This is a genomic window from Sphaerisporangium sp. NPDC004334 (assembly GCF_053602655.1).
Map to the genome: position 1 here is coordinate 178570 of NZ_JBSGDZ010000003.1, position 20555 is coordinate 199124.

The window sequence follows — 20555 nt, forward strand, 5'->3', positions numbered from 1 at the left end:
GGGTGCGTTATGGGCGGGATGGTTGATAGGGTGCGCGGGATCGTGATGTCGCGTGAGGAGGTGAGACCCGTGAAGGCTGTAGCTGTGTGGGTGCTCCCACTCTCCGTCACGGTCGGCGACTGACGTAGGTGTCGCCGGGAGCGCCGTAACGACAAGGCACTCCCGAAAGGCAACACCAATGCATTCTGTGCGTTTCACTGCGGAGACATCGTCGGACGGTGTCCTCGAACGCGACTTCACCGTGGGTGAGGTCACCGGCGTGCTCTGGTCACCGGCTGCCGGCTCCGATCGCGCGCCTCTGGTTCTGCTGGGCCACGGTGGCGGCATGCACAAGAAGGCGCCGGGAATGGTGGGCCGCGCGCGCCTCCTGGTCGCCGACGGTGGTTTCACCGTCGTCGCCATCGACGCCCCAGGTCACGGCGGCCGACCGCGCACGGCGGCCGACGAGCGTGAGATCGCCGCCATGCGGCGGGCGACGGCGGCGGGCGAGCCGGCCGGTCCGATCGTCGCCCGCTACAACGCCCACCTGGCGGAGCGCGCCGTGCCCGAATGGCAGGCGATCCTGGACGCCCTCCAGGAACTGCCGGAGATCGGCGCCGAAGGGCCGGTCGGCTACTACGGCGTGAGCATGGGCACCGCGATCGGAGTGCCGTTGACGGCCGTCGAGCCCAGGATCGCCGCCGCGGTCTTCGGTCTCTTCTGGCACGATTCCCTGGCCGACACCGCGCGCCAGATCACCATTCCCGTGGAGTTCCTCCTCCAGTGGGACGACGAGCTCATCCCACGCCAGTCCGGTCTGGCGCTGTTCGACGCCTTCGCCTCGAAGGAGAAGACGCTGCACGCCAACCCCGGCAGGCATGCGGAGCTGCCCAGGTTCGAGGCCGACAGCGCGGTCCGGTTCTTCGCCCGCCACCTCGGCCGGACCGGCACCTCGCCTGCGTGACCTGTACGAAGATCGGCGTCCGGTCATCGGCCGGGCGCCGGTCTCGTGCCTGCGCGGGGTGGTGGCGCGCCGATGTCCTACGGCAGCCGGTCGCTCGGGTGAGCGGTCACCACTTCCAGGGGCCGAAGCGGCGTTGGGTGCGGACGACGAGGCCGCCGAAGCGTTGTTTGCCGCGGACCACGAAATGGAGGCCGTCGCCGGGGACCGGTGAGGGGGACACCTTGCTCACCTTGGCGCTGCCCGCCATCATCTCGACGTCCTCGATGTCGACCGTGGCGCCGCGCGGAAGCACCAGCGTGGTCGAGCCTGCGATCACGTCGAGGTCGATCTCGACGACCGGATGGGAGATGACGGCGTCGGTGAAGTCGAGTTTCACCGAGCCCGCCTTGGCCGTGACCAGGAGCCGCCGGGCCACCATCCATCGGCCGTGCCGTTTGAGGGATGCCGCCGTGGTGCGCAGTTCGGCCCGCTCTCGCGTCGGCATCGTCAGCGGCGCCCCCGGCAGATCGGCCAGGAGCGGTTCGACCTCGCCGAACGTGCGCGCGGCGAGCAGGCCGTTCAGGCGCTGCTCGAACTCCTCGCCCGTCAGCCGCCCTTCGCCCACCGCGGCCTGCAGTCTCTCGACGACCCGCTCGCGATCGGCGTCGGACATCCGCATTTGCGGCGACTGCGGTGCTAGCTCTCCGCTCACGCCTCAACTGTAGGGAACTTGCCGTGAAATACGGAGATGTCAGGCGAGTTCGGCGTCGATACGAGACAAAACGGGGGGTCTCTCCTTCACCACGCCGACGACGCGGCGGCCGCGATCGTCGTGGCGATCGACAAGGGCGGGCGGCCTTGTGGCGAGGAGGTGGCAAGGAGGTCGCCGGAAGCGCCGGGCTGGGCGGCTCGCGAGAAGGGGATCGGGGGAGGTGGCTTCGGCTGCGGACGAAGGTCCCGCCGGCCCGCCCCGCCGGTTTCCCCGGACCATGGTGGGGCTACCGGGATTCGCGGCCTATGACCTTCTTGTGCTTGGTGTCCAAGAAAGCGATCAGGGTCAGAGCGGTGAGCGTCGCGCCGACGGCGGCGAGATAGCACCACGGGGTGGGCAGGTAGTCGGCCACCGTCAACAGGGTGGGCGCCCGGTCGGTGAAGAGGCGGAAGACGATGGCGATCGGCCCCTCCCACACACCCGCGGCGAGCACGAGAAGCATTGACAACCGGTACCAGGCCTCATTCATTTCGCCTCCGCGATGATCCGGTGAGTTACGGTACAAATGTATCCAGTGCTTCATGGGGTGATCTGCTCAATACGCTGGCTGATCAATCTTTTCGTCACACATTAGCCAGAAGATCGTGATAGGTGTGCGTGATGAAAATATCGCCGGGCTGCCAGATGTGCGGCGCGCCGCTGCCGACGGCGACGCGAGGCCGTCCGCCCGCGTACTGCTCGCGGGCATGCCAGGCCAAGGCGTACCGGAGGCGGAAGAACCCGCCCCGGCCTCGATCGCCAGAGGGCCGGGCCGCCGCCGATCCGCGAGCCGATCCCGGCGCTGATTCGGGGGCCGTTTCCGGAGCCGAATCGGGCGCGGTTTCGGGGGCCGCTTCGGGGGCCGCTTCGGGCGCCGACTCGCAGGTGCGCCGCAGGATGGCCGAGGCGCTCTGGCGTATCGCCGCCGAGCGCGGGCTGCGCGCGGCCAGTATGCGCGAGATCGCCGCGGAGGCGGGTGTCTCGCTGCGCGCCGTCCAGTATCGCTTCCGCAGCAAGCACCAACTGCTGGTCGCCGCCCTGCAGTTGCTGCATGAGGACAACGAGCGCCGGGTCGCCGCCCGGCTGGCTGGCTCGGACGCCGCAGCGGCGCCTCGCGACCTGCTGCGGGCCATCCTGGCGGAGTTCCTGCCGCTGGACGAGTCGCGGCGCATGGTCCTGCGGGTGTACGAGGCCTACTACGCGCGCAGCCTCACCGATCCCGCGCTCGCCGCGGTGTTCCTGCGCGACTCCCACCCTGTGGAGGGCCTCGTCGCCGAGATCATCGCCAAGGCGCAGCGTGCGGAGATGGCGCCGCCCGGCCTCGATCCGCGTCACGAGGCGGACCTGCTGGTCTCGGGCGTGACCGGGCTCGGCATGGAGGTTCTTCACGGCCGCTATGGCGTCGCGGAGGTGTGGCGGGTCATCGACTACCACCTCGACCGCATCTTCAACGGAGCGAATGAGGAGTTGACGACCTCGGCTAATAGGATTAGCTTTATGGCTAACAACATTAGCCAAGCTTGAAGTGAGGGACCATGACGGAATTTCTGGAGACCGAGGGCGGGCGGCTGGCCTACGAGGTGTCGGGGGAGGGGGCGCTGGTGGTGCTGGCGCACGGCATGGGGGACGGCCGGCGGGCGTACCGGCTGCTGGCGCCCCGACTGGTCGCCGCCGGATACCGGGTCGCCGCGGTGGACCTGCGCGGTCATGGGGAGTCGAGCACAGGCTGGCCCTCCTACACCCGCACCGACGTCGCCGCCGACCTGGTCGCGCTGATCCGCCACCTGGGCGGGCCGGCGGTGCTCGTCGGGCACTCCTTCTCCGGCGGAGCGGCCACCATCGCCGCAGCTCAGCACCCCGAGCTGGTCCGCGCGGTCGTCGAGATCGGCCCGTTCACCCGGGCGCAGAAGATGGACTTCGGCGGCCTGCTGCGCGACCGGCGGCACCGCAAGGGCATGGCACTGCTGATGGCCACCGCAACGCTGCGCAGCGTGAAGTTCTGGCGGCGCTACCTCGACCACGCCTACCCCGGCACCCGGCCCGCCGACTACGAGGCGTACATGTCCGACCTGGCGACCGCGCTGCGCCGGCCGGGACGGATGGCCGTGGTGAGCAAGATGGGCATGTCGAAGCCCACCGACGCCGGCGCCGAACTGCCCAAGCTCGCCGTACCCGCGCTGGTCGTCATGGGCACCCTCGACCCCGACTGGACCGACCCGCGGGCCGAGGCGGACGGCATTGTCGCCGGGATGCCGGCCGGACGCGGCGTCGTCACGATGATCGACGGCGCCGGCCACTACCCGCACGCGCAGTTCCCCGCCGAGGTCGCCGAGGCCATCCTGCGCTTCCTGAAGGACGACGTCCGTGGCTAGGGCAGGGCTTTCTCCGGAAGCGGTCGTCGACATCGCACTGCGGATCATCGACGAGGAGGGCCCGGCCGCGGTCACCCTGGCGGCGGTGGCCGGGCGTGCGGGCGTCGCCACGCCGTCCCTGTACAAGCACGTGCGCAACCTGGCGGAGCTCAACGACCTGGTGTCCGCCCGCGTCATGGACGAGCTGGCGGACCGCCTGCGCGAGGCGCTGCTCGGCCGGTCCGGAGACCAGGCGTTGCGCGCCTTCATGCACATCTACCGGGACTACGCCGTCGCCAACCCCGGCCGGTACGCCGCGATGAGCCAGGCCGCGCCCCCTGAGGGTGGCGACCAGGCCAAGGCGGCCGGGGCGCTGGTCGGCATCGTGGTCGGCGCGCTCCGCGCGTACGGGCTGGAGGGGGCCGACGCCATCCACGCGACGCGATGCCTGCGCGCCGCCGCCCACGGCTTCGCCGTCCTGGAAACCGCCGGCGGCTTCGGCCTCCCCGTCGACCTGGACGACACCTACGACCTGCTCCTGAACATGATCACCGCCGGCCTGCCCAAGCCGGCGCCGAACTAGGCCAGGCCGTGTCTCGAAAGATCATGATGGGTTGGGCGTGTCGCTGAGGCCGCCAGACGATTCAGGTCGATCGACTCGGCGATTGGGGTGCCATCAGCCTTGATCGTTGGATCCGGCACCGGGTCAGCACGAACGCGCCGTGGGGTGGGCGGGGTGGAAGGTCATCTTCACGTGGGTGGCGGTGGCGGTCAGGAGGGCGCGTTTGGGGAGGCCCAGTTCGCTGAGTTCCTTGGCGATGGGGTGGTTGCCGAGCCTGATCAGCGCTCCGCCGGGACGGGTGCGCAGGCCGCGGGGACGGGTCGTCCAAGGGATGCGCCGGGTCACGCCGTCCAGGCGGGTGTAGGCGTCCAGGTCGACCGAACCGCTGCCGGGCAGGGGCAAGCCTGGGATGGGGACGCCTGGCGGGGGCGGGCCGGGGACGGGCATGCCGGGTTTGATCAGCAGGTCGAGCACCAGGCGGCCGTCCTTGCGCAGGACGCACCGTTTGTAGGGGGAGGACAGCCGCAGGTCCACCTCGGCCAGTTCCTTGGGGAAGCCCCAGATGGAGCGGCCCGCCTCCAGGGTGAAGCTCTGGTCGACCGGCAGCCAGTGGACGAAGGCCCCGCTGCCGTTCCGGCGCAGGTCCTTGATCCCGGACATCCTGCCTCGCGCGGGCGGGCGGACCGCGCCGGGGGGACGGACGAGGAAGCCCATGCCGAACTCGTTGTAGGACCCGAGGTCGCCGTCGGCGTAGCGGATGAAGCCGAGCGCGCACAGCGCCTTGCCGGGGAGCACCTCGATGACGTCCTGATCGGCGTAGGCGAGCACCGCGCGGGCGGCGTCGGCTCGCACGAGGTAGACGGCGGCGCAGACGGTGGCGTCCCGGACCTCGACCGGCATGGTGACCCGGCGTCCCTTGATGAGATGGCTAGTCACAGCGTCCAGTACACCAATCAGGATCGCGGGACGCCAGCCGTACCGGTCAGGCGAGGGCGGCCGTGGGCGAGGCCGGTTGGGCTGGGCGGTTGCGACAGGGCTGCTTGGGCGGTCGGTCAGGCCAGGGCGGCTTGGGGGAGGGTTCGGGTGGGGAGGGGGGTGGCGGCCCATTCCTCGAGGCGGGCGACGAACTCGCGGGCCTGGTCGGGCCAGTGGTAGTGGCCGCGGGCCTCGGCGTACCCGTGGGCGCCCATCACGACCCGCCGCTCGGGGTCGTCGCGCAGCCGCAGGACGGCCTGGGCGACCGCGTCGACGTCGCCGTAGGGGACGATCATGCCGCAGTCGGCGCGGCCGACGATCGAGGCGGCCAGCGGCAGCGGTGTGGTGATCACCGGCAGGCCGCGGGCCATGTACTCGATGACCTTGGTCGGCAGTGACTGCCGGTAGTTCGGCACGTCGTGCAGCAGCGACAGCCCGGCGAGGGCGCCCTGTGCCATGCGCAGCGCGTGGTTGTTCGGCACGTATCCGAACCAGTCGAGCAGTCCCTCGCGCTGCGCGTCGCGCAGGAACGGGCGCACCGCGGCGTCGGCGGCGCCGATCAGGTCGAGCCGGATGCCGTGCGGCCGGAGCCTGCGCGCCAGCTCGATCATCTCCAGCGCGCCCCGGGCCTCCGACAACTGGCCGATGTACACGACCCGGTTGGCGCCGGGCGGCGGCGGCGCGGTCTCGGGGACGTAGGTGGTGTTCGGGACCACCGGGTGGTCCCCGGCGAACCGGTCGCGGTAGGCGGCCTCGGCCAGGATGAGGTGCAGGCGGCGCTCGGCGCGGGTCTCGACGCGGCGCAGCAGGCCGGGCAGCATCCGGCGCGCGGACGCGGGAAGGTAGGTCTTGGTGTCCAGCGCGCCCACGATGTCCTCGTGCACGTCCCAGACCGTGGTGGGGCGCCGCCGCGGCAGGGCGAACAGCAGCTCCAGGTCGTGCACGAGCAGCAGGTCGGCGTCCTTGACGCCCCGGCGGAGCGCGCCGCGGGCCATGTTCATCGCGTGTCCGCGGTGCAGGCCGACGGCGCGCGGCACGTCGATCGCCCGGATCTCCTGCGGCGGGGTGACGTTGCAGTGGGTGAACGGCGCGACGTAGGTGACCTCGTGCCCGGCGTCGAGCAGCGCCCGGATCTGCCGATGCATGATCCGCGCGTCCTCCGGGTGGTGGACGATCGTGCCGACACAAACCTTCATGTGTCGATGCTGAGCGCCGTTCCCTTCCTGTCCGGGTGCGCACCGTGAATCACAATGGAAATGCCGCTGAACATCCGCCTCTAGGTGGTGGCTTCCTTGGGGCGGTTGGACGGCCTGCGGTAGAGCCAGGTGAGGCGCGGTTCGAGCAGCCACTTGAACACCGTGCGCGTCTCGGGCAGGCATAGGACGATGGCCAGGGCGAACGCGCTGCTCAGAATCGCCATGACGCCGAGCGGGCCGTGCAGCCACGGGAAGCTCAGCCAGCCCATCTCCTTGGCGATCATGACAGGAATGCCGTGGAGCAGGTAGCAGTAGAGCGTGCGGGTGCCGAGGTCGGAGAACCAGGTGTTCTTGCGCGGCACCAGCGCCAGGATCGCGAACGAGACGGCCAGCGCCGCGACCAGCAGGCCCGCGCGCATGCCCATGCCCATCCACCACGACAGGTGCAGTTCGGCGTAGCTGTCCTTGAAGTACACCGGGTCGAGCGGCACGTGCGGCGCGATGACGATCGCCACGCCGACCGCGCCGACGAGCACCCCGACCGACACGATCTTCACCCAGAGGCGGTTGAGCATGTCGAAGTGGTGCGGCTGCAACCACAGGCCGAGCACGAAGAACGGCATCAGCCCGAAGAAGCGGTCCATGCTGAAGTCGCCCGGCAGGTCGGACAGGCCGGCGAGCAGGTAGACCGCGACCGCGATCGGCAGCGGGTAGCGCATGCGCTTCCACACCGGCGTGGACAGCCGCCACAGCAGCAGGGCCAGCAGGTACCAGTTGAGCCAGGCCGGGTCGATGATCGTCAGACTCCACTTGTGCCCGAGCGTGAAGCGGAGCACGGCGTAACCGACCTCCACGATCACGTACGGCACGAGGAAGGTGTCGACGAGCTTGTTGGTCTTGGCGTTGGAGTTCCAGAAGTTCCGGCTCAGGTAGCCGCTGATGACCACGAACAGCGGCATGTGGAACACGTAGATGAACAGGTAGGCCGACCGGGAGGAGTGCGCCGACAGCGTCGGCACCAGCGCGTGCCCGGCCGGTACCAGCGCGATGAGCAGGAACTTGACGTTGTCCAGGTACGGCTCGCGGGGGCGCTTCGCGGGCCGGGGCGGCGGGGCCTCCTCCGCCTCGGGGTCGTCCCAGCCGTCGACCGCCTGGCCGGGGCCCTCGCCGGAGGGGCGCCGCTCCCAGGCGGGCATGGCCGAGCCCGGGCCGGGACGGCCCGGCGGCGTGGCACCGCCGTCCGGCTGCGGGGCCGCGGGACGCTGCCAGTAGGAGAACCCGTCCGGGGACGGTGCCGACTCCGGCGCCTCCACCGGCACGCCGAGCGCGTCTCGCGCACCCGTAACCGACCCGTGCGCGCCTGCAATGGACCCGTGCGCGCCGGGACCCCCGTGCGCGCCGGGAAGCGAGCCTTGGACGCCGGGGTTTGGGCCGTACGCGCCGGGAACCGAGCCGAGGGCGTGGCCGCCCGAGGAGGTGGCCCCGCTGTGCGCTCCTGGCCCGGGAGAGGCGGCCATGCCGATGCCGTGCGCCCCCGAAGAGGTGACCGCGTCGTGCGATCCGGAGAACATCGAGCCGCCGTTCGCCCCTGGGTCCGCCGGGCCGCCGTGAGTGCCCGGGTCGTCCTCCCAGGAGGGGCGGTCGAAGGTGAAGGTCTCGGGATCGTCGTCGGCGGGCGTTCCGCCGGAGTGGGCGCCGCGACGGCCACGGCCGGCGCCGTCGCCGGCGGTCATGGCGCTGTCGGGGACGGGCCAGCGGGGCTCGCGGCGTCGATCGCCCGTCGGGGGCCGGTGCCGGTCCCAGGCGCCCGTCGGCGGCTCGGCGTAGTCGGGGACGGGCCAACGCGCGGTGGGCGCCTCTTCCTCGCCGGTGCCCGCACCGATGCCCGCGCCGGTGCTCAGACCGGGATCTGCCGGCGCCTGCCCTCGTTCGGGGGACGGGGCGCCGTCGCCGGCGTCGGTGGAGACGCCGTCGGTGCGCGATGCCGGAACCTGGAAGGAGGATCGGGTGTCACTCACGGGGGAAACGCTCAGCTATCTGTCGGGAGACCAGGAAGCTTCTGACTGTGGCCGGTGCCCTCGGCCGATGTGGCGGAACGATCGCGGGAGCACGCCTGCCAGATGATCCACCCTAACGCGCCGATCTTCAATTGTCGCGACGGACTCGGAACTTGGTCTTGCTGTGACCTCTGACAACTCAGGTCCGGCCATGTCATGCCCAGCCCGTTCCAGCGCCCGTCGACGCCCTCCCGGTGCCCCGGCACCTTGACCGGCGTCCAGCGGGAAAGCACGACATACCCGCATGAGATGGGCACGGCATGGACAAGGCCCGGTTCCTCCGGGGAACCGGGCCTTGTCCAGGACTGTTCGGCCTCTGACGGCCTTTCGGGTCAGGTGCTGCAGACGTCGGTCTTGGAGTCCACGACCCGGGCGCTGTCGGGGATGGTGACCGGCACCTTGACGTTCTTGAAGTCGGTCCCGATGACGAGCTGGATGATCGGGGCGCCGGGCGCCGGCGTCGCGGTCGCGCCGGCCGGCGGGGTGGTGGGCGTCACCGACGGGGTGAACGGCTGCACCAGGCCGGCCTTCACCTTGCCGGAGGCCGGGGTGACCTTGGGCACCAGCTTCGCGGCCACCGGGGCGGCGTAGTCGGCGCCGTCGGCGGCGTTCTTGGCGTAGAGCAGCATGGTCTTCGGCCGGTCGGTGCCGTCGGCGTTACGCGCGTCGCCGACCTGCGTGACCTTGAAGCCCTGCGCCGCCAGCGCCTCGGCGACCTCCTTGGCCTTGCCGGCGGTGTTGGTGCCGTTGACGACCTGGATGCGCACCTGGCCCGGCTTGATCGCCGGCTTGGCGGGTCCGGTGGACGACGCACTCGGCGCCGGCGACGGGGTGACCTCGGTGTCGGTGCGCAGGGACTCGAACATCTTCCCGGCGTCCGGCTGCTTCCACTGGACGCGGTTCTTGTCCTCCGTGTACGGCTGCCAGGGAACCGTGACGAACTTGACACCCTTGGCGGTGAGGCTGCGCGCGCTCTGAGCGATCTGGATGAGCGTGTCGACGTCGAGCTGCGGGTCCATGACGACCGAGTGGGCGGCCGCCTTGACCAGGGCCAGCAGCTTGCCGGGGTTGGTCAGGGTGTCGCCGCTGGTGGCCTTCTTCACGACCTGGGACAGGAAGATCTGCTGCCGCTTGATGCGGCTGATGTCGCTCCCGTCGCCGAGCGAGTGGCGGGCGCGGACGTAGGCGAGCGCGGTCTCGCCCTTGACGATCTGCTTGCCGGCCTGCAGGTGGAGCTTGGCCTGCTTGTCGTCCACCGCCGTCGGCACGCAGATCTGGATGCCCTGGAGCGCGTCGACGATGGCCTTGAAGCCGGTGAAGTCGACCTTCAGGTAGTGGTCGACGCGGATGTTGGTGTTGGCCTCGATGGTGTTGATCGTGCAGGCCATGCCGCCCTCGTTGAAGGCGGAGTTGATCATGTCGAGACGCGGCGGCATGGCCACCTTGGTGCGGGCGTTCTTGCACTCGGGGATCTGCACCATGGAGTCGCGCGGGAAGCTGATGAGCGTCGCCTTGTCGCGGTTCGGCGACACGTGCATGAGGATGATCGTGTCGGTGCGCTCGCCCAGGTCGCTCATGTGCTGGCCGTACTTCTTGTTGTCGCCGGCCCGCGAGTCGGAGCCGACCAGCAGGACGTTGAGCGCCCCGGTGGCGTTCACGGGGCGGTTGGCGTTGAGGTCGCCGCTGACGTCCTCGGTGCGGACCTCGCCGAGCACGTTGCGGTACAGCGTGTAGCCGGTGAGCGCCAGCAGCACCATGACGCTGGTGAGCGCGATGCTGACGTAGGCCAGGACGCGCATGCGCCCGTTGCCGCCGCTGCCGTGCGGAGGCGGGCCGCCGCCTCCGGGACCGCCGTCGCCGCCTCCGCGCCGCCGGCCGCGGCCGGGCTCGTCCGGCGGCGGAGGAGGCCCCTCGCCGGGAACGCCGCGCTGGCGGCGGCCGCGCTGCTCGTCCACCATGGGGAAGTCCTGCGGGCCCGAGGGATGGTTCTCGTACGGGCCGTGGGGGCCCGCGGGCCGTACCGGGGCGGGGGCGTCGGGAGGGACGCCTCTGCGGCGGCGGCCCCCTTCGCGGGGAGGGACGTCCACGGGAGGCTGCTCCATCGCTCGGCCGCGGCTGGACCGGCGACCGGAGGCGGGAGGCGCGTTCCGATGGTTGGTGACCGTGGCGCCGTGTCGGTGCTCGCTCATTTCGTCACGAGGTTAGTCACCGGCCCGACTCTGGGCGACATGATCGGAGGAACAGGCGCATGATCACGGTTACTCCAGAGGGGGTCGATCGGGCGGCCAAGCATACCGACACGAGGATATTTCCTGGAATAACGCAAACGGTGGGTTTACTGGAAGTTCACAGGATCACCAGGTCACGACCGTCATGACCGATCCCTCTGTCTCGCCGTCAGAACCCCCGCGGACAGGAACGCCAGCGGCACGGCGGGCAGCACATAGCGGTAGTCGAACTCCGCCGTGGCCGCCGGAACGACCAGCAACGACACCGCCATCACCCACGGCGGCGCCCACGCCGTCCGGCTCGGCCCAGGCCCCTCCGCGCGGCGGCGCGCCCGCGACCGCCACGCGCGTCCCGCGGCCACGCCCGGAGGCAGGAGCAGGACGGCCAGCAAGGCCGTGCCCGGCAGCCACACCACGTCCTGGTAGGCACGGGTCCATCCAGCGAGGGGCTCGACGACGCGAGTGCCGATCGGACCCCGCTCATAGCGCACGGCGAGGCTCGCCCCGTAGGTCGCCGGGTAGCGCCCGGGCGGCGGAGGCGTCCGCGCCGGAAACTCGTAGTAGTCGTAGATCTCCTGATCGGGGTACACCGGGCGGTTCGGAGTGAACGAGCGGGCCAGCTCCGAGAGCACCGAGGCGGCGTAGTCCAGCGGCTGGCTGCGCAACGCGAGCAGCGCGAACCGCCCGGCGAGCCGGTCGGTCTCGGCGGTGAAGGTGATGCCCGGCAACGCCACCAACGGCGCGTCCGGCGCCCACACGTACTCCTGCGATGGCGGGCGGCGCGAGGGCGGCCTGTCGTCGCACAGCACCGCGAGGTCCCGGGGCGGGCGCATGACCGAGCAGTCGGCGAACGACATCGTCCGCCCGTACAGGAAGACGCCGTTGGAGCCCACGATGCCCACCCGGTGGTAGGTCGCCCAGAACCAGGCCGCGTACCCCGCGATCGGCACCAGCGCGACGAGCACCAGCACCGCCGCCGGCCGCGCCCGCCGCCATGCCCGCCGCCATGCCCGCGTCAGGACCCCGCGGGCACCGACGGCGCGTCCGGCACCCGGCGCTTCCTCACCGGGACGCCCGACCGGCGGCCACACCGCTCCGGCGGCGTCGGCACCGCAGGTCTCCTTCCGGGGAAGGCGGACCAGCGGTTCCCGGCTGCGACGGCGGACCAGCGGTTCCCGGCTGGGACGGCGGACCAGCAGCCACACCGCCACGACGGCGAGCAGCGGCAGTCCCACCGTGCGCGTCAGCGTCGCCGCGCCCAGCAGCGCCCCCGCCAGGCACACGGCGCGCCACGTGGGCCTGCCCAGCAGCACGTACATGGCCGCCACCAGCAGGAACGCGAACAGCGTGTCGGAGACCAGGAGGTGTTCGAGCTGGACCTGGTAGGCGTCCAGCAGCACCGGCGCCGCCGCGAGCGTCGCCGCCCAGACCCGCCCGCCGGCCCGACGGACCGCGGCGTAGACCAGCACGCCGATGGCCGCCCCGAGCAGGTGCTGGACGAACGCCACGAACCCGAAGGAGTGGAACGGCTCCAGCAGGCGCAGGAACATCGAGTAACCGGCGGGCCGCACCAGATCGGGACGGGGACGCAGCGCCGTCACCACGTAGGTGTAGGAGTCGGGGAACCACAGCACCGGCCGGTAGCCGAGCATGGCCACCACGCGCAGCGCCACGCCGAGCCCGAGCACCCCGAGGAACCACCGGTGCGCCCGCAGCCCGCCCCACAGCCGTCCGCCCGCCCGCTCCGAGGACCACCACGAGGAGAACCCCCCGCCCGACGGCGGCCACCAGGAACGGACCCGCCCGCCGGAGGACGGCCCGGAGGGTTCGCCCGCGCCGCTCCGCACGCTGGAGCCCCGCTCCGAAGCGACCACTCCACCCCCAGCCCACGGGTCCCGGCGTCCCGGGAAGACACGAACGCGCACGCGAGGCCCGCGTACGCGCCGCTACGTTACCGGCCGGCCACCCGCCCGCGCCCCCGCGTGCGGCCCGAGAGCGTCGCGGGTTCTCAGGGGTGGGAAGGTACCGGTGGGAGGGGTGCGTGGCGACACGGGGGGACAGCGCGGCCGCTAGGCTCGCCGGGATCATGGACGGGGTCTGGCGCGATCGCTCACGGTGGCCGCCGGCGGGCCGGGTGCTCGCGGCGGTGACGGCCATGCCCGCGCTCGCCCTGACCGGCTGGCTGCTCGCCGGACTGCCGCTGCTGCTGGCCGGCCGGTTCCGTCCCCTGCCCGCGCTGCTGCTCGGCGGCGCCCTCGCCGCGGCCCTGTGCGTGTACGGCACCCGGTCCGGGAAGCCGCCCGGTGGCCTCGCCGGACGGCCGCACGACACCCGCAACGCGCGAGGCGGGGGAGAGGTGGGGGACGCCTCGGCGGGGCATGTGTGGGCGGTCGTCGCGATCGCGGTCGCCTCCGGGGTGTTCAACGCGATCTTCCACACCGAGCAGCTGATCGTCCGCAGGGACCCGGCGACCTACGCCCAGTACACCGCCTGGCTGGCCGGGCACGGCTTGCTGCCCATGCCCTATCCCACGGCGGCGTTCGGCGGACCCGACCCGGCGCTGCGGTTCGAAAGCATCGGTTTCTACGACCATGGCGGCGCGGTGGTGCCGCAGTTCATGCCGGGAGCGCCGCTGATCGACTCCATCGGCGCGTGGCTGGGTGGGCTGTCCGGGCTGCTGATGGTGCCGCCGGTGCTCGGCGCGCTGGCCGTGCTGACCGTGGCCGGGGTCGCCGCCCGGCTGGCGGGCGCGCGGTGGGCGCCCGTGGCGGCGCTGGCGTTCGCCGTCGCGCTGCCGATCCTCTACACCTCGCGCACCACGTTCAGCGAGATCCCGTCCCTGATCCTGATCTTCGGTGGCATGGCGCTGGCCGCCGACGCGCTCGGCCGGTCGCGGGGGACGGCCGTGCCGGCCGGCCTGTCCTTCGGTCTCGCCGTCCTGGTGCGGGTGGACGGGCTGCGGGACGTGCTCCCCGTCCTTGTGTACGCGGGGCTGCTGATCGCGCTGCGCGGGCTGCGCGGGCGGCGCGGGCGGGGCGAGGCGTACGCGCGGATGGGCGTGCCGCTGCTCGGCGGCCTGCTGGCGGGCGCGGGCCTGGGCCTGGTGGCGGCCTTCTTCCTGTCGCGGCCGTATTTGAACTACCTGTCGGACTCGGTCAGGCCGCTGCTGGTGATCTGCGGGGTCGTGCTGCTGCTGACCGTGGCGGGCGCGGTCGCCGGGCCGCGGGTCATCCCGGCGGCGGGCAGGGCCGTGCGCGCGTGGCGTCCGGCGCGCCGCCTGCCCGAGGCGCTGGCGGCGCTGGTCGTCCTGGTGATGGCGGGGTTCGCCGTGCGCCCATGGGTGCAGACCGTGCGGCGCGTGCCCGCCACGGTCGAGGACACGCTGAACTCCATCTTCATCAAGTGGACGCAGCAGGCGAACGGGATGCGGCCCGATCCGGCCCGGCTCTACTCGGAGCAGTCGCTGTACTGGGTGATCTGGTACGTCGGCGTGCCCGTGGTCATGCTGGCCACCCTCGCCGCCGCCGTGCTGGTGCGGCGGATGGCGCGGGGCAGGGAGTCGCCGTGGCTGCTGCCGCTGGCGATCATCGGCTGGACGACCGTGACGACGTTGTGGCGGCCCGCCATCACTCCCGACCATCCGTTCGCGTCACGGCGGCTGGTGCCGGTGGTGATCCCGGGCCTGGTCGTCCTCGCGGCGTGGGGCCTGCGCTGGGCGTGGGGGAAAATCCGCGGCGCCGGGTACGGGACGACGGCGATGCGGTGGCTCACCGCGGCGGGCGCCGTGCTGCTGGTGGCGCCGGGGACGGTCACGTCGATCGGCACGGCCTTCACCCCGGTCGAGCGCGGCGAGGCGGCGGCGGTGCGGGGGCTGTGCGCGGCGCTGCCGCCCGACGCGTCGGTCCTGATGATCGAGCGGGTCACCGGTGACCGGTTCACCCAGGTCGTCCGGGCCATGTGCGACCGGCCGGCCGCGCAGGTCCAGAGGCAGGGCGGGGGCGCCACGCCTCCGGTTCCCGGGGCCCCGGCGGCGACCGCCCCCGACGACGGCCGGGCGGACAAGGCGGGCGACGTGGCGGCGGCCTCCGATGTGACCCGGCTGATCCGGCGCGTGCGCGCGGCCGGGCGCGTCCCGGTGCTGCTGGCCGCCGAGAAGGTGCAGCTGATCCGGTACGGGACGCCCGCGCAGGTGGTGCGGCTGCGCACCCGCCAGGACGAGCGCTCCCTCATCGACGCCCCGAACGGCACCTGGTCCCTCTCGATCGACGTGTGGATGGTCATCGCCGGCGCGGTCTGACCGTTTCCGGCTCGTCGTTTGACGCCCGAGAGGCGCGATCGGGAAAGTGGACGCCATGGATTGGCGAGTGGAGCCCCTCGAGGCCGGCGAGGAGCTGTCGTTCGGGGGCGACCCCAGGCGGGAGTCGCGATCATCGGCATGGGAGTCGGCGGCGCGGAAATGGATCTCCGCGCATCGCGTGCCGCTGGCGGCCGGCGCGGCGGTCGTCGTCCTGCTCGGGGCGCTGGGCGCCGGCGGCCGGCACCTCTACCAGGAGTCGCGCAAGCCGCTCCCGCCGCCGGACGTCGCCCTGCCCGTGCAGGACAGGTTCGTCGTCGTCCTGTGCGGGGCCGGAATCACACAGTGCCAGGACGGCGGCGCGGAGGCCGCCAAGGACGTCGGCCGTATCGAGGCCGATCTGCGGGCCGTGCCAGGGGTGTCCTCGGTGCGGTTCCGCAGCGGCGAGGCCGAGTTCGAGCGGGTCAAGAAGGAGGGCGGTTACCAGCCGGACGGTTCGATGATGCCGATCACTCGTGACATGTTCGCCGACGGTTTCGAGGGCGTGCTCCGCAGCCCCGAGCTCTTCGCCCAGGTGGCGGCGCGGAGCCGTCTGGTGGCGGGCGTGGCGGACGTCTGGCGGACGCCGACGGAATACTGGACGGGCAAGGCGAACGTGACCGTGATCCTGTGCGGCACCGGCGCGGCCAAGGAGTGCGCGCCGCTCGACTACGAGTCGCCGACGGAGCGGCAGAGGCAGGCCATCGTGGACAGGATCCGCGAGGTGGACGGGGTGGAGAAGGTCTACTTCGAGGACAGGCGACACGCGCTGCGGCTGCAGAAGCACTACTACCCCGAGGACCGGTCCTTCGACCCTCCTTTGCTGCTGGTGAACATGCAGGAGTCCTTCCGCGTGAGGATCGCCGGGCCTGACGCGTCCCAGCGCCTGCGGCAGGCGCTGAAGAACGTGCCCGGCGTCGAAGACGTGCGGTGATCCCGCGCGGCCCGCGGTTGACGGCGGGTCGTCACGATCGGAAGAGTTGACGACATGGAGTGGCGAGCCGAGCCGTCCGAGACCGGCGAGGAGTTGTCGTTCGGGGACGGAGACTCCGAACGCGAGTCCCGATTACGCGTGTGGGAGGCGGCGGGCAGGCGGTGGGCGTCGGCTCACCGGAGACCGCTGGCGGTGGTGGCGGCCGTCGTCGTCCTGCTCGGGCTGGTCGGGGGCGGCGGCCGATACCTGTACCTGAAGTCCCGCGAGCCGCTGCCGCCGCCCGATGTCGCCCTGCCCGCGCAGGACAGGTTCTCTGTCTTCCTGTGCGAGCCCGAGATCGCGGAGTGCCAGGCCGGCGGCGCGGAGGCCACCAGAGACCTCCGCCGTATCGAGGCGGAGCTGCGAGCCGTCCCGGGGGTGGCCTCGGTGCGGTTCGTCAGCGGCGAGGCCGAGTTCCAGGAGGCGGGCAAGAAGCACGGCGTCGTCTACCGGACCGACGGTCTGGTGACGACGATGACCCGTGAGATGTTCCGCGACGCCTTCGAGGGGGTGCTCACCAGCCCCGATGTCTTCGGCCAGGTGGCGGAACGGGGCGGCCGGATCGCGGGCGTGTGGAGGATCTATCGCGCGCCGACGGACTTCTGGACGGGCAAGGCGAACGTGACCGTGACCCTGTGCGGCACCGGCGCCCCCAAGGCGTGCGCGCCCTTCAGGTACGCGTCGCCCACCGAACGGCAGAGAGAGGTCATCCTGGACCGGATCCGGGAGGTGGACGGGGTGGAGAAGATCTACTTCGAGGATCGCGAGCACGCGCTCGAGCTGCAGAAGCACTACGACCCCGAGGACAAGGCCGGTCCTCCGAAGCTCCTGGTGAACATGCCGGAGTCCTATCACGTGAAGCTCGCCCGGCCGGACGCGGCCGAGCTCATACGGCAGGCGCTGAAGAACGTGCCCGGCGTCCAGTCCGTCCTCTGACTCACAGCGTGCGCGAGGCCGCCGAAGGACATGCCGGGCGTGCGGGTGAGGCTGTGGTCTCGCGTGCGGCCTGCGGTGACGGCAGGGGCGGGGAGTACGAGCCGACCCGGCGGGCAGAACGACAAAAGGGGACGGAAGAGTCCTAGATGGGGTCGAGGGACACTCGGATGCCGGCCGGGCACTGTATCCTCGCCCGACGTGAGTGTGACCGAGACGCCTGAGACTGGATCCGCCGTGGACGCCAAGCCGTATGTGACGATCGTTCTGCCCTGTTACAACGAGCAGGACCACGTCATCGCCGAGGTCGAGCGCATCACCGGCGCCATGGACGCCAGCGGTTACACCTACGAGCTGGTCGCGGTGGACGACCACTCCACCGACGGGACGCTCGACCGGCTGCGCGAGGCCGCGCCCCGGTTCCCGCACATGAACATCGTCGCCTTCCACCGCAACGGCGGCTCGGGCACCGTGCGGCGCATCGGCACCCAGGACGCGCGCGGCGAGATCGTCGTGTGGACCGACGCCGACATGACCTACCCGAACGAGCGCATCCCCGAGCTGGTGCAGATCCTCGAGAAGGACCCGACGATCGACCAGGTCGTCGGAGCGCGCACCAGCGAGCAGGGGTCGCACAAGATCCTGCGGGTGCCGGCCAAGTGGTTCATCCGCAAGGTCGCCGAGCGGCTGGCCGGGCAGGAGATCCCCGACCTGAACTCCGGCCTGCGGGCCTTCCGCCGGTCGGTCTCGCTGCCGTACCTGCGGCTGCTGCCCCCCGGGTTCTCCTGCGTGACGACGATCACGCTGGCGTTCCTGTCCAACCAGCACGACGTGCACTACATGCCGATCGAGTACAGCAAGCGGGCGGGCACGTCGAAGTTCAGCTTCATCTCCGACGCCTACCGCTACATCCTGCAGGTGCTGCGGATGGTGATGTACTTCAACCCGCTCAAGGTGCTCATGCCGCCGGCGATCTGGCTGGTGGTCATCGCGCTGGGCAAGGGCGTCGTCGACATGATCCGCCACCCGTTCTACTTCCCGGCGAGCACGGTGATGACGTTCCTCTCGGGGTTGATCATCGGGTCGCTGGCGCTGCTCGCCGACCTGATCGTGCGATCTCGGGGCGAATGACGTGCGCGTCGCGATCGTCGGGCCCACCTACCCGTACAAGGGCGGCGGAGCGCAGCACACGACCGAGCTCGCCCACCGGCTGACGGCGCTGGGGCACGAGGTCGTGATCGAGTCCTGGCGCGCCCAGTACCCGTCCTTCCTATACCCGGGGCAGCAGACGATCTCCGCGCCGGAGGGGGAGCCGTTCCCCGGCGTCCGCCGCGAGCTCGACTGGCGCCGTCCCGACGGGTGGCTGCGCTGCGGGCGCCGGCTGCGCGGCGCCGACCTGGCCGTCCTGACCCTGCTCAGCCCCGTGCAGGTGCCCCCTTATCTGGGCATCCTGGCAGGGCTGCGCCGCGCGACCGAGGTGGTCGCGCTGTGCCACAACGTGCTGCCGCACGAGCGCAAGCCGTACGACGCGCCGCTGGTCAAGGCGCTGCTGCGCCGGGTCGACCGCGTGCTCGCGCACTCCGAGGAGCAGGCGGGGCTGGCTCGCGGGCTGGCGCCCGCGCCGGTGCGCGTGGCCGGCCTGCCGCCGCACCTGCCCTCCAAGGGCGAGAGCCTCGCGGCGCCCAGGGGCGAGATGCTCGCGGCGTCCGGGGACGAGAGCCTCGCGGCGGCGTCCGGCGGGGTGCGCCGCAGGCTGCTGTTCTTCGGCATGGTGCGCCCGTACAAGGGCCTGGACCTGCTGCTGCGCGCCCTCGCCCGAGTCCCGGGCGTGTCGCTGACGGTGGCGGGGGAGTTCTGGGGCGGCCTGGAAGAGACGCGCGCCCTGGTCGCCGAGCTGGGCGTGGGCGATCGGGTCGAGCTGCGGCCGGGGTACGTCGCGGCCGATGACGTGCCGGGGTTGTTCGCCGGGGCCGACGCCCTGGTGCTGCCCTACCGGTCGGCCACGGCCAGCCAGAACGCCTGGCTCGGCCACGAGCACGGGCTGCCGGTCATCGCCACCCGGGTGGGCGCGCTCGCCGACCACGTCACCGACGGGGTGGACGGCCTGCTGGCCGAGCCGGGCTCGGTGGACGCGCTGACCGAGGTGATCGACCGTTTCTACCAGGACGGCGAGCCCGAGCGGCTGCGCCAGGGCGTCAAGGCCGTCGACCCCGAGCCTCACTGGGCCGCGTACACCGCCGCCTTGCTGTCGGCGGGCGCCTGACCGCGCGCCGCCACGAATCCGATGCCGGCCCAGGCGACGTCGGCGAAGGTGAAGGCCAGCCGGGACACCACGGCGATGACCAGCGCGTGCGGGGCGTCGAGCACGGGCGCGAGCACCAGCACCATGGCCCCCTCGCGGACGCCGATGCCCGCCGGGATGATCACGGTGAGCAGCCCGGTCACCCAGGCCAGCGCGTAGGCCCCGGCGGCGACGGCCAGCAGCGACGGGCCGCCGGGGGCCATGTCGCGCAGCAGCAGCCAGATGTGCAGGCCGTAGAACAGCCATCCGGCCATCGTCCAGGCGGCCGCCACGAGCATCGCCCGGCCGGGGAGCACCTGTTCCAGGGGCTCCCTGCGGGCGACGCGCAGGGCGAGGTTCAGCGCGAACGTCAGCACGCGGGGGTGCAGCCCCGCCACGATGAACGGGATGAGCAGCAGCAGGTACCACGTCTGCCTGGCCACGTCCTGCGAGGTCAGCGGCAGGGTGACCGCGGCGAGGCCGAGCGCGCACCCGAGCGAGACGACCAGCCCGATCACGGTCGCGCCGAAGGTGCGGCGCGGCGGCGAGCCCTGGTCGCGGGCCAGTTCCATCATCGCGGCGAACGCCCACACCGAGCCGGGGACGTACTTGCCGAGCTGCCCGACGAACAGCACCTTGGCGGCGACGCGCATCGGCAGGGGCGAGCCGAACCCGGCGAGCACGACCTGCCAGGCGACGAGCATGAACCCCAGACCCACCAGGACCGCGGCGAAGGACCCCGCGACCGTCCACCACGACAGCCGGGCCATCGCGGCCACCGTGTCGTTCCAGTTGCGCGACAGGCCGTAGGCCAGGAACCCGAGGGCGACGAGCGCGAGCCCCGCCCGGAGCAGAGGACTTGATCGCAGTCGGCTCATCATTCGCCCAGCGTACGACGCCTCGTTACCGGCCGGTGGCCGTCTCTTTCGCCGTCTTGCGCGATCATGGCCGCCCCGTGACCATATGAAACCCGCCGTCGCCAGCCACTAGGGT

General features: G+C 71.8%; 17 protein-coding genes. 9 read left to right on the forward strand and 8 right to left on the reverse strand.

The features are described from left to right. Positions 1 to 325 precede the first annotated feature (325 nt). The gene (locus ACWEN6_RS04430) at positions 326 to 943 is read left to right on the forward strand and encodes an alpha/beta hydrolase (RefSeq protein ID WP_452568920.1); all 618 of its coding nucleotides are present in this window, start codon (positions 326 to 328) and stop codon (positions 941 to 943) included. A gap of 106 nt (positions 944 to 1049) precedes the next feature. On the opposite strand, the gene ACWEN6_RS04435 is transcribed toward ACWEN6_RS04430, so the two are convergent. Further along, a complete protein-coding gene (locus ACWEN6_RS04435) occupies positions 1050 to 1634 on the reverse strand; it encodes a DUF1707 SHOCT-like domain-containing protein (protein WP_452568921.1) in 585 nt (194 codons plus the stop codon). A gap of 286 nt (positions 1635 to 1920) precedes the next feature. Continuing rightward, the gene (locus ACWEN6_RS04440) at positions 1921 to 2163 is read right to left on the reverse strand and encodes a hypothetical protein (RefSeq protein ID WP_452568922.1); all 243 of its coding nucleotides are present in this window, start codon (positions 2161 to 2163) and stop codon (positions 1921 to 1923) included. A gap of 407 nt (positions 2164 to 2570) precedes the next feature. On the opposite strand from ACWEN6_RS04440, the gene ACWEN6_RS04445 reads away from it, so the two are divergent. Genes ACWEN6_RS04445 through ACWEN6_RS04455 form a run of 3 tightly spaced genes read left to right on the forward strand, consistent with a single transcriptional unit; the run spans position 2571 to position 4607 of the window. Continuing rightward, on the forward strand, positions 2571 to 3197 hold the full coding sequence (locus ACWEN6_RS04445) for a TetR/AcrR family transcriptional regulator (RefSeq protein ID WP_452568923.1): 627 nt from the start codon (positions 2571 to 2573) through the stop codon (positions 3195 to 3197). An 11-nt stretch (positions 3198 to 3208) separates the two neighbouring features. Continuing rightward, positions 3209 to 4045, forward strand: a complete 837-nt coding sequence (locus ACWEN6_RS04450) for an alpha/beta fold hydrolase (protein WP_452568924.1) — start codon at positions 3209 to 3211, stop codon at positions 4043 to 4045. After that, on the forward strand, positions 4038 to 4607 hold the full coding sequence (locus tag ACWEN6_RS04455; protein WP_452568925.1) for a TetR/AcrR family transcriptional regulator: 570 nt from the start codon (positions 4038 to 4040) through the stop codon (positions 4605 to 4607). Before ACWEN6_RS04450 ends, ACWEN6_RS04455 begins: the two co-directional genes overlap by 8 nt. Before the next feature lie 123 nt (positions 4608 to 4730). Here the strand turns inward: ACWEN6_RS04455 and ACWEN6_RS04460 are convergent, their stop codons facing one another. The 5 genes from ACWEN6_RS04460 to ACWEN6_RS04480 all read right to left on the reverse strand — a co-directional run bounded on the left by ACWEN6_RS04460 (position 4731) and on the right by ACWEN6_RS04480 (position 12916). Continuing rightward, the gene (locus tag ACWEN6_RS04460; RefSeq protein ID WP_452568926.1) at positions 4731 to 5522 is read right to left on the reverse strand and encodes an acetoacetate decarboxylase family protein; all 792 of its coding nucleotides are present in this window, start codon (positions 5520 to 5522) and stop codon (positions 4731 to 4733) included. 116 nt (positions 5523 to 5638) lie between these two features. After that, positions 5639 to 6757: a glycosyltransferase gene (locus ACWEN6_RS04465; protein WP_452568927.1), complete on the reverse strand. Its 1119-nt coding sequence runs from the start codon at positions 6755 to 6757 to the stop codon at positions 5639 to 5641. Positions 6758 to 6837: 80 nt separating this feature from the next. Next, positions 6838 to 8775 carry an acyltransferase family protein gene (locus ACWEN6_RS04470; protein ID WP_452568928.1) on the reverse strand — a complete coding sequence of 646 codons (1938 nt, stop codon included), beginning with the start codon at positions 8773 to 8775 and terminating at the stop codon, positions 6838 to 6840. Between the two features lie 371 nt (positions 8776 to 9146). Then, positions 9147 to 10901 (reverse strand): LCP family protein, encoded by a 1755-nt coding sequence (locus tag ACWEN6_RS04475; RefSeq protein ID WP_452568929.1) that lies wholly within the window; start codon positions 10899 to 10901, stop codon positions 9147 to 9149. A gap of 284 nt (positions 10902 to 11185) precedes the next feature. Then, positions 11186 to 12916, reverse strand: coding sequence for an ArnT family glycosyltransferase (locus ACWEN6_RS04480; RefSeq protein ID WP_452568930.1), 1731 nt, complete (start codon positions 12914 to 12916; stop codon positions 11186 to 11188). A 212-nt stretch (positions 12917 to 13128) separates the two neighbouring features. Between ACWEN6_RS04480 and ACWEN6_RS04485 the strand changes: the two genes are divergently transcribed. The 5 genes from ACWEN6_RS04485 to ACWEN6_RS04505 all read left to right on the forward strand — a co-directional run bounded on the left by ACWEN6_RS04485 (position 13129) and on the right by ACWEN6_RS04505 (position 19544). Continuing rightward, the gene (locus ACWEN6_RS04485; protein WP_452568931.1) at positions 13129 to 15339 is read left to right on the forward strand and encodes a hypothetical protein; all 2211 of its coding nucleotides are present in this window, start codon (positions 13129 to 13131) and stop codon (positions 15337 to 15339) included. 67 nt (positions 15340 to 15406) lie between these two features. Beyond that, positions 15407 to 16309, forward strand: a complete 903-nt coding sequence (locus tag ACWEN6_RS04490; RefSeq protein ID WP_452568932.1) for a permease-like cell division protein FtsX — start codon at positions 15407 to 15409, stop codon at positions 16307 to 16309. 54 nt (positions 16310 to 16363) lie between these two features. Beyond that, a complete protein-coding gene (locus ACWEN6_RS04495) occupies positions 16364 to 17284 on the forward strand; it encodes a permease-like cell division protein FtsX (RefSeq protein WP_452568933.1) in 921 nt (306 codons plus the stop codon). Positions 17285 to 17482: 198 nt separating this feature from the next. Then, positions 17483 to 18412, forward strand: a complete 930-nt coding sequence (locus tag ACWEN6_RS04500) for a glycosyltransferase family 2 protein (RefSeq protein ID WP_354925663.1) — start codon at positions 17483 to 17485, stop codon at positions 18410 to 18412. A 1-nt stretch (position 18413) separates the two neighbouring features. Next, entirely contained in the window at positions 18414 to 19544 is a 1131-nt protein-coding gene (locus ACWEN6_RS04505; protein ID WP_452568934.1) for a glycosyltransferase family 4 protein, read from the forward strand. Here the strand turns inward: ACWEN6_RS04505 and ACWEN6_RS04510 are convergent. After that, positions 19499 to 20443, reverse strand: coding sequence for a lysylphosphatidylglycerol synthase transmembrane domain-containing protein (locus tag ACWEN6_RS04510; protein WP_452568935.1), 945 nt, complete (start codon positions 20441 to 20443; stop codon positions 19499 to 19501). The genes ACWEN6_RS04505 and ACWEN6_RS04510 overlap by 46 nt on opposite strands. Between the last annotated feature and the right edge of the window lie 112 nt (positions 20444 to 20555).

What these genes read in the sequence shown, in the direction of transcription:
- ACWEN6_RS04430 (WP_452568920.1), top strand. Translation starts at nt 326, where the DNA reads ATGCACAAGAAGGCGCCGGGAATGGTGGGCCGCGCGCGCCTCCTGGTC.
- ACWEN6_RS04440 (WP_452568922.1), bottom strand. Translation starts at nt 2,163, where the DNA reads ATGAATGAGGCCTGGTACCGGTTGTCAATGCTTCTCGTGCTCGCCGCG.
- ACWEN6_RS04445 (WP_452568923.1), top strand. Translation starts at nt 2,571, where the DNA reads ATGGCCGAGGCGCTCTGGCGTATCGCCGCCGAGCGCGGGCTGCGCGCG.
- ACWEN6_RS04450 (WP_452568924.1), top strand. Translation starts at nt 3,209, where the DNA reads ATGACGGAATTTCTGGAGACCGAGGGCGGGCGGCTGGCCTACGAGGTG.
- ACWEN6_RS04465 (WP_452568927.1), bottom strand. Translation starts at nt 6,757, where the DNA reads ATGAAGGTTTGTGTCGGCACGATCGTCCACCACCCGGAGGACGCGCGG.
- ACWEN6_RS04485 (WP_452568931.1), top strand. Translation starts at nt 13,129, where the DNA reads ATGGACGGGGTCTGGCGCGATCGCTCACGGTGGCCGCCGGCGGGCCGG.
- ACWEN6_RS04495 (WP_452568933.1), top strand. Translation starts at nt 16,364, where the DNA reads ATGGAGTGGCGAGCCGAGCCGTCCGAGACCGGCGAGGAGTTGTCGTTC.
- ACWEN6_RS04510 (WP_452568935.1), bottom strand. Translation starts at nt 20,443, where the DNA reads ATGATGAGCCGACTGCGATCAAGTCCTCTGCTCCGGGCGGGGCTCGCG.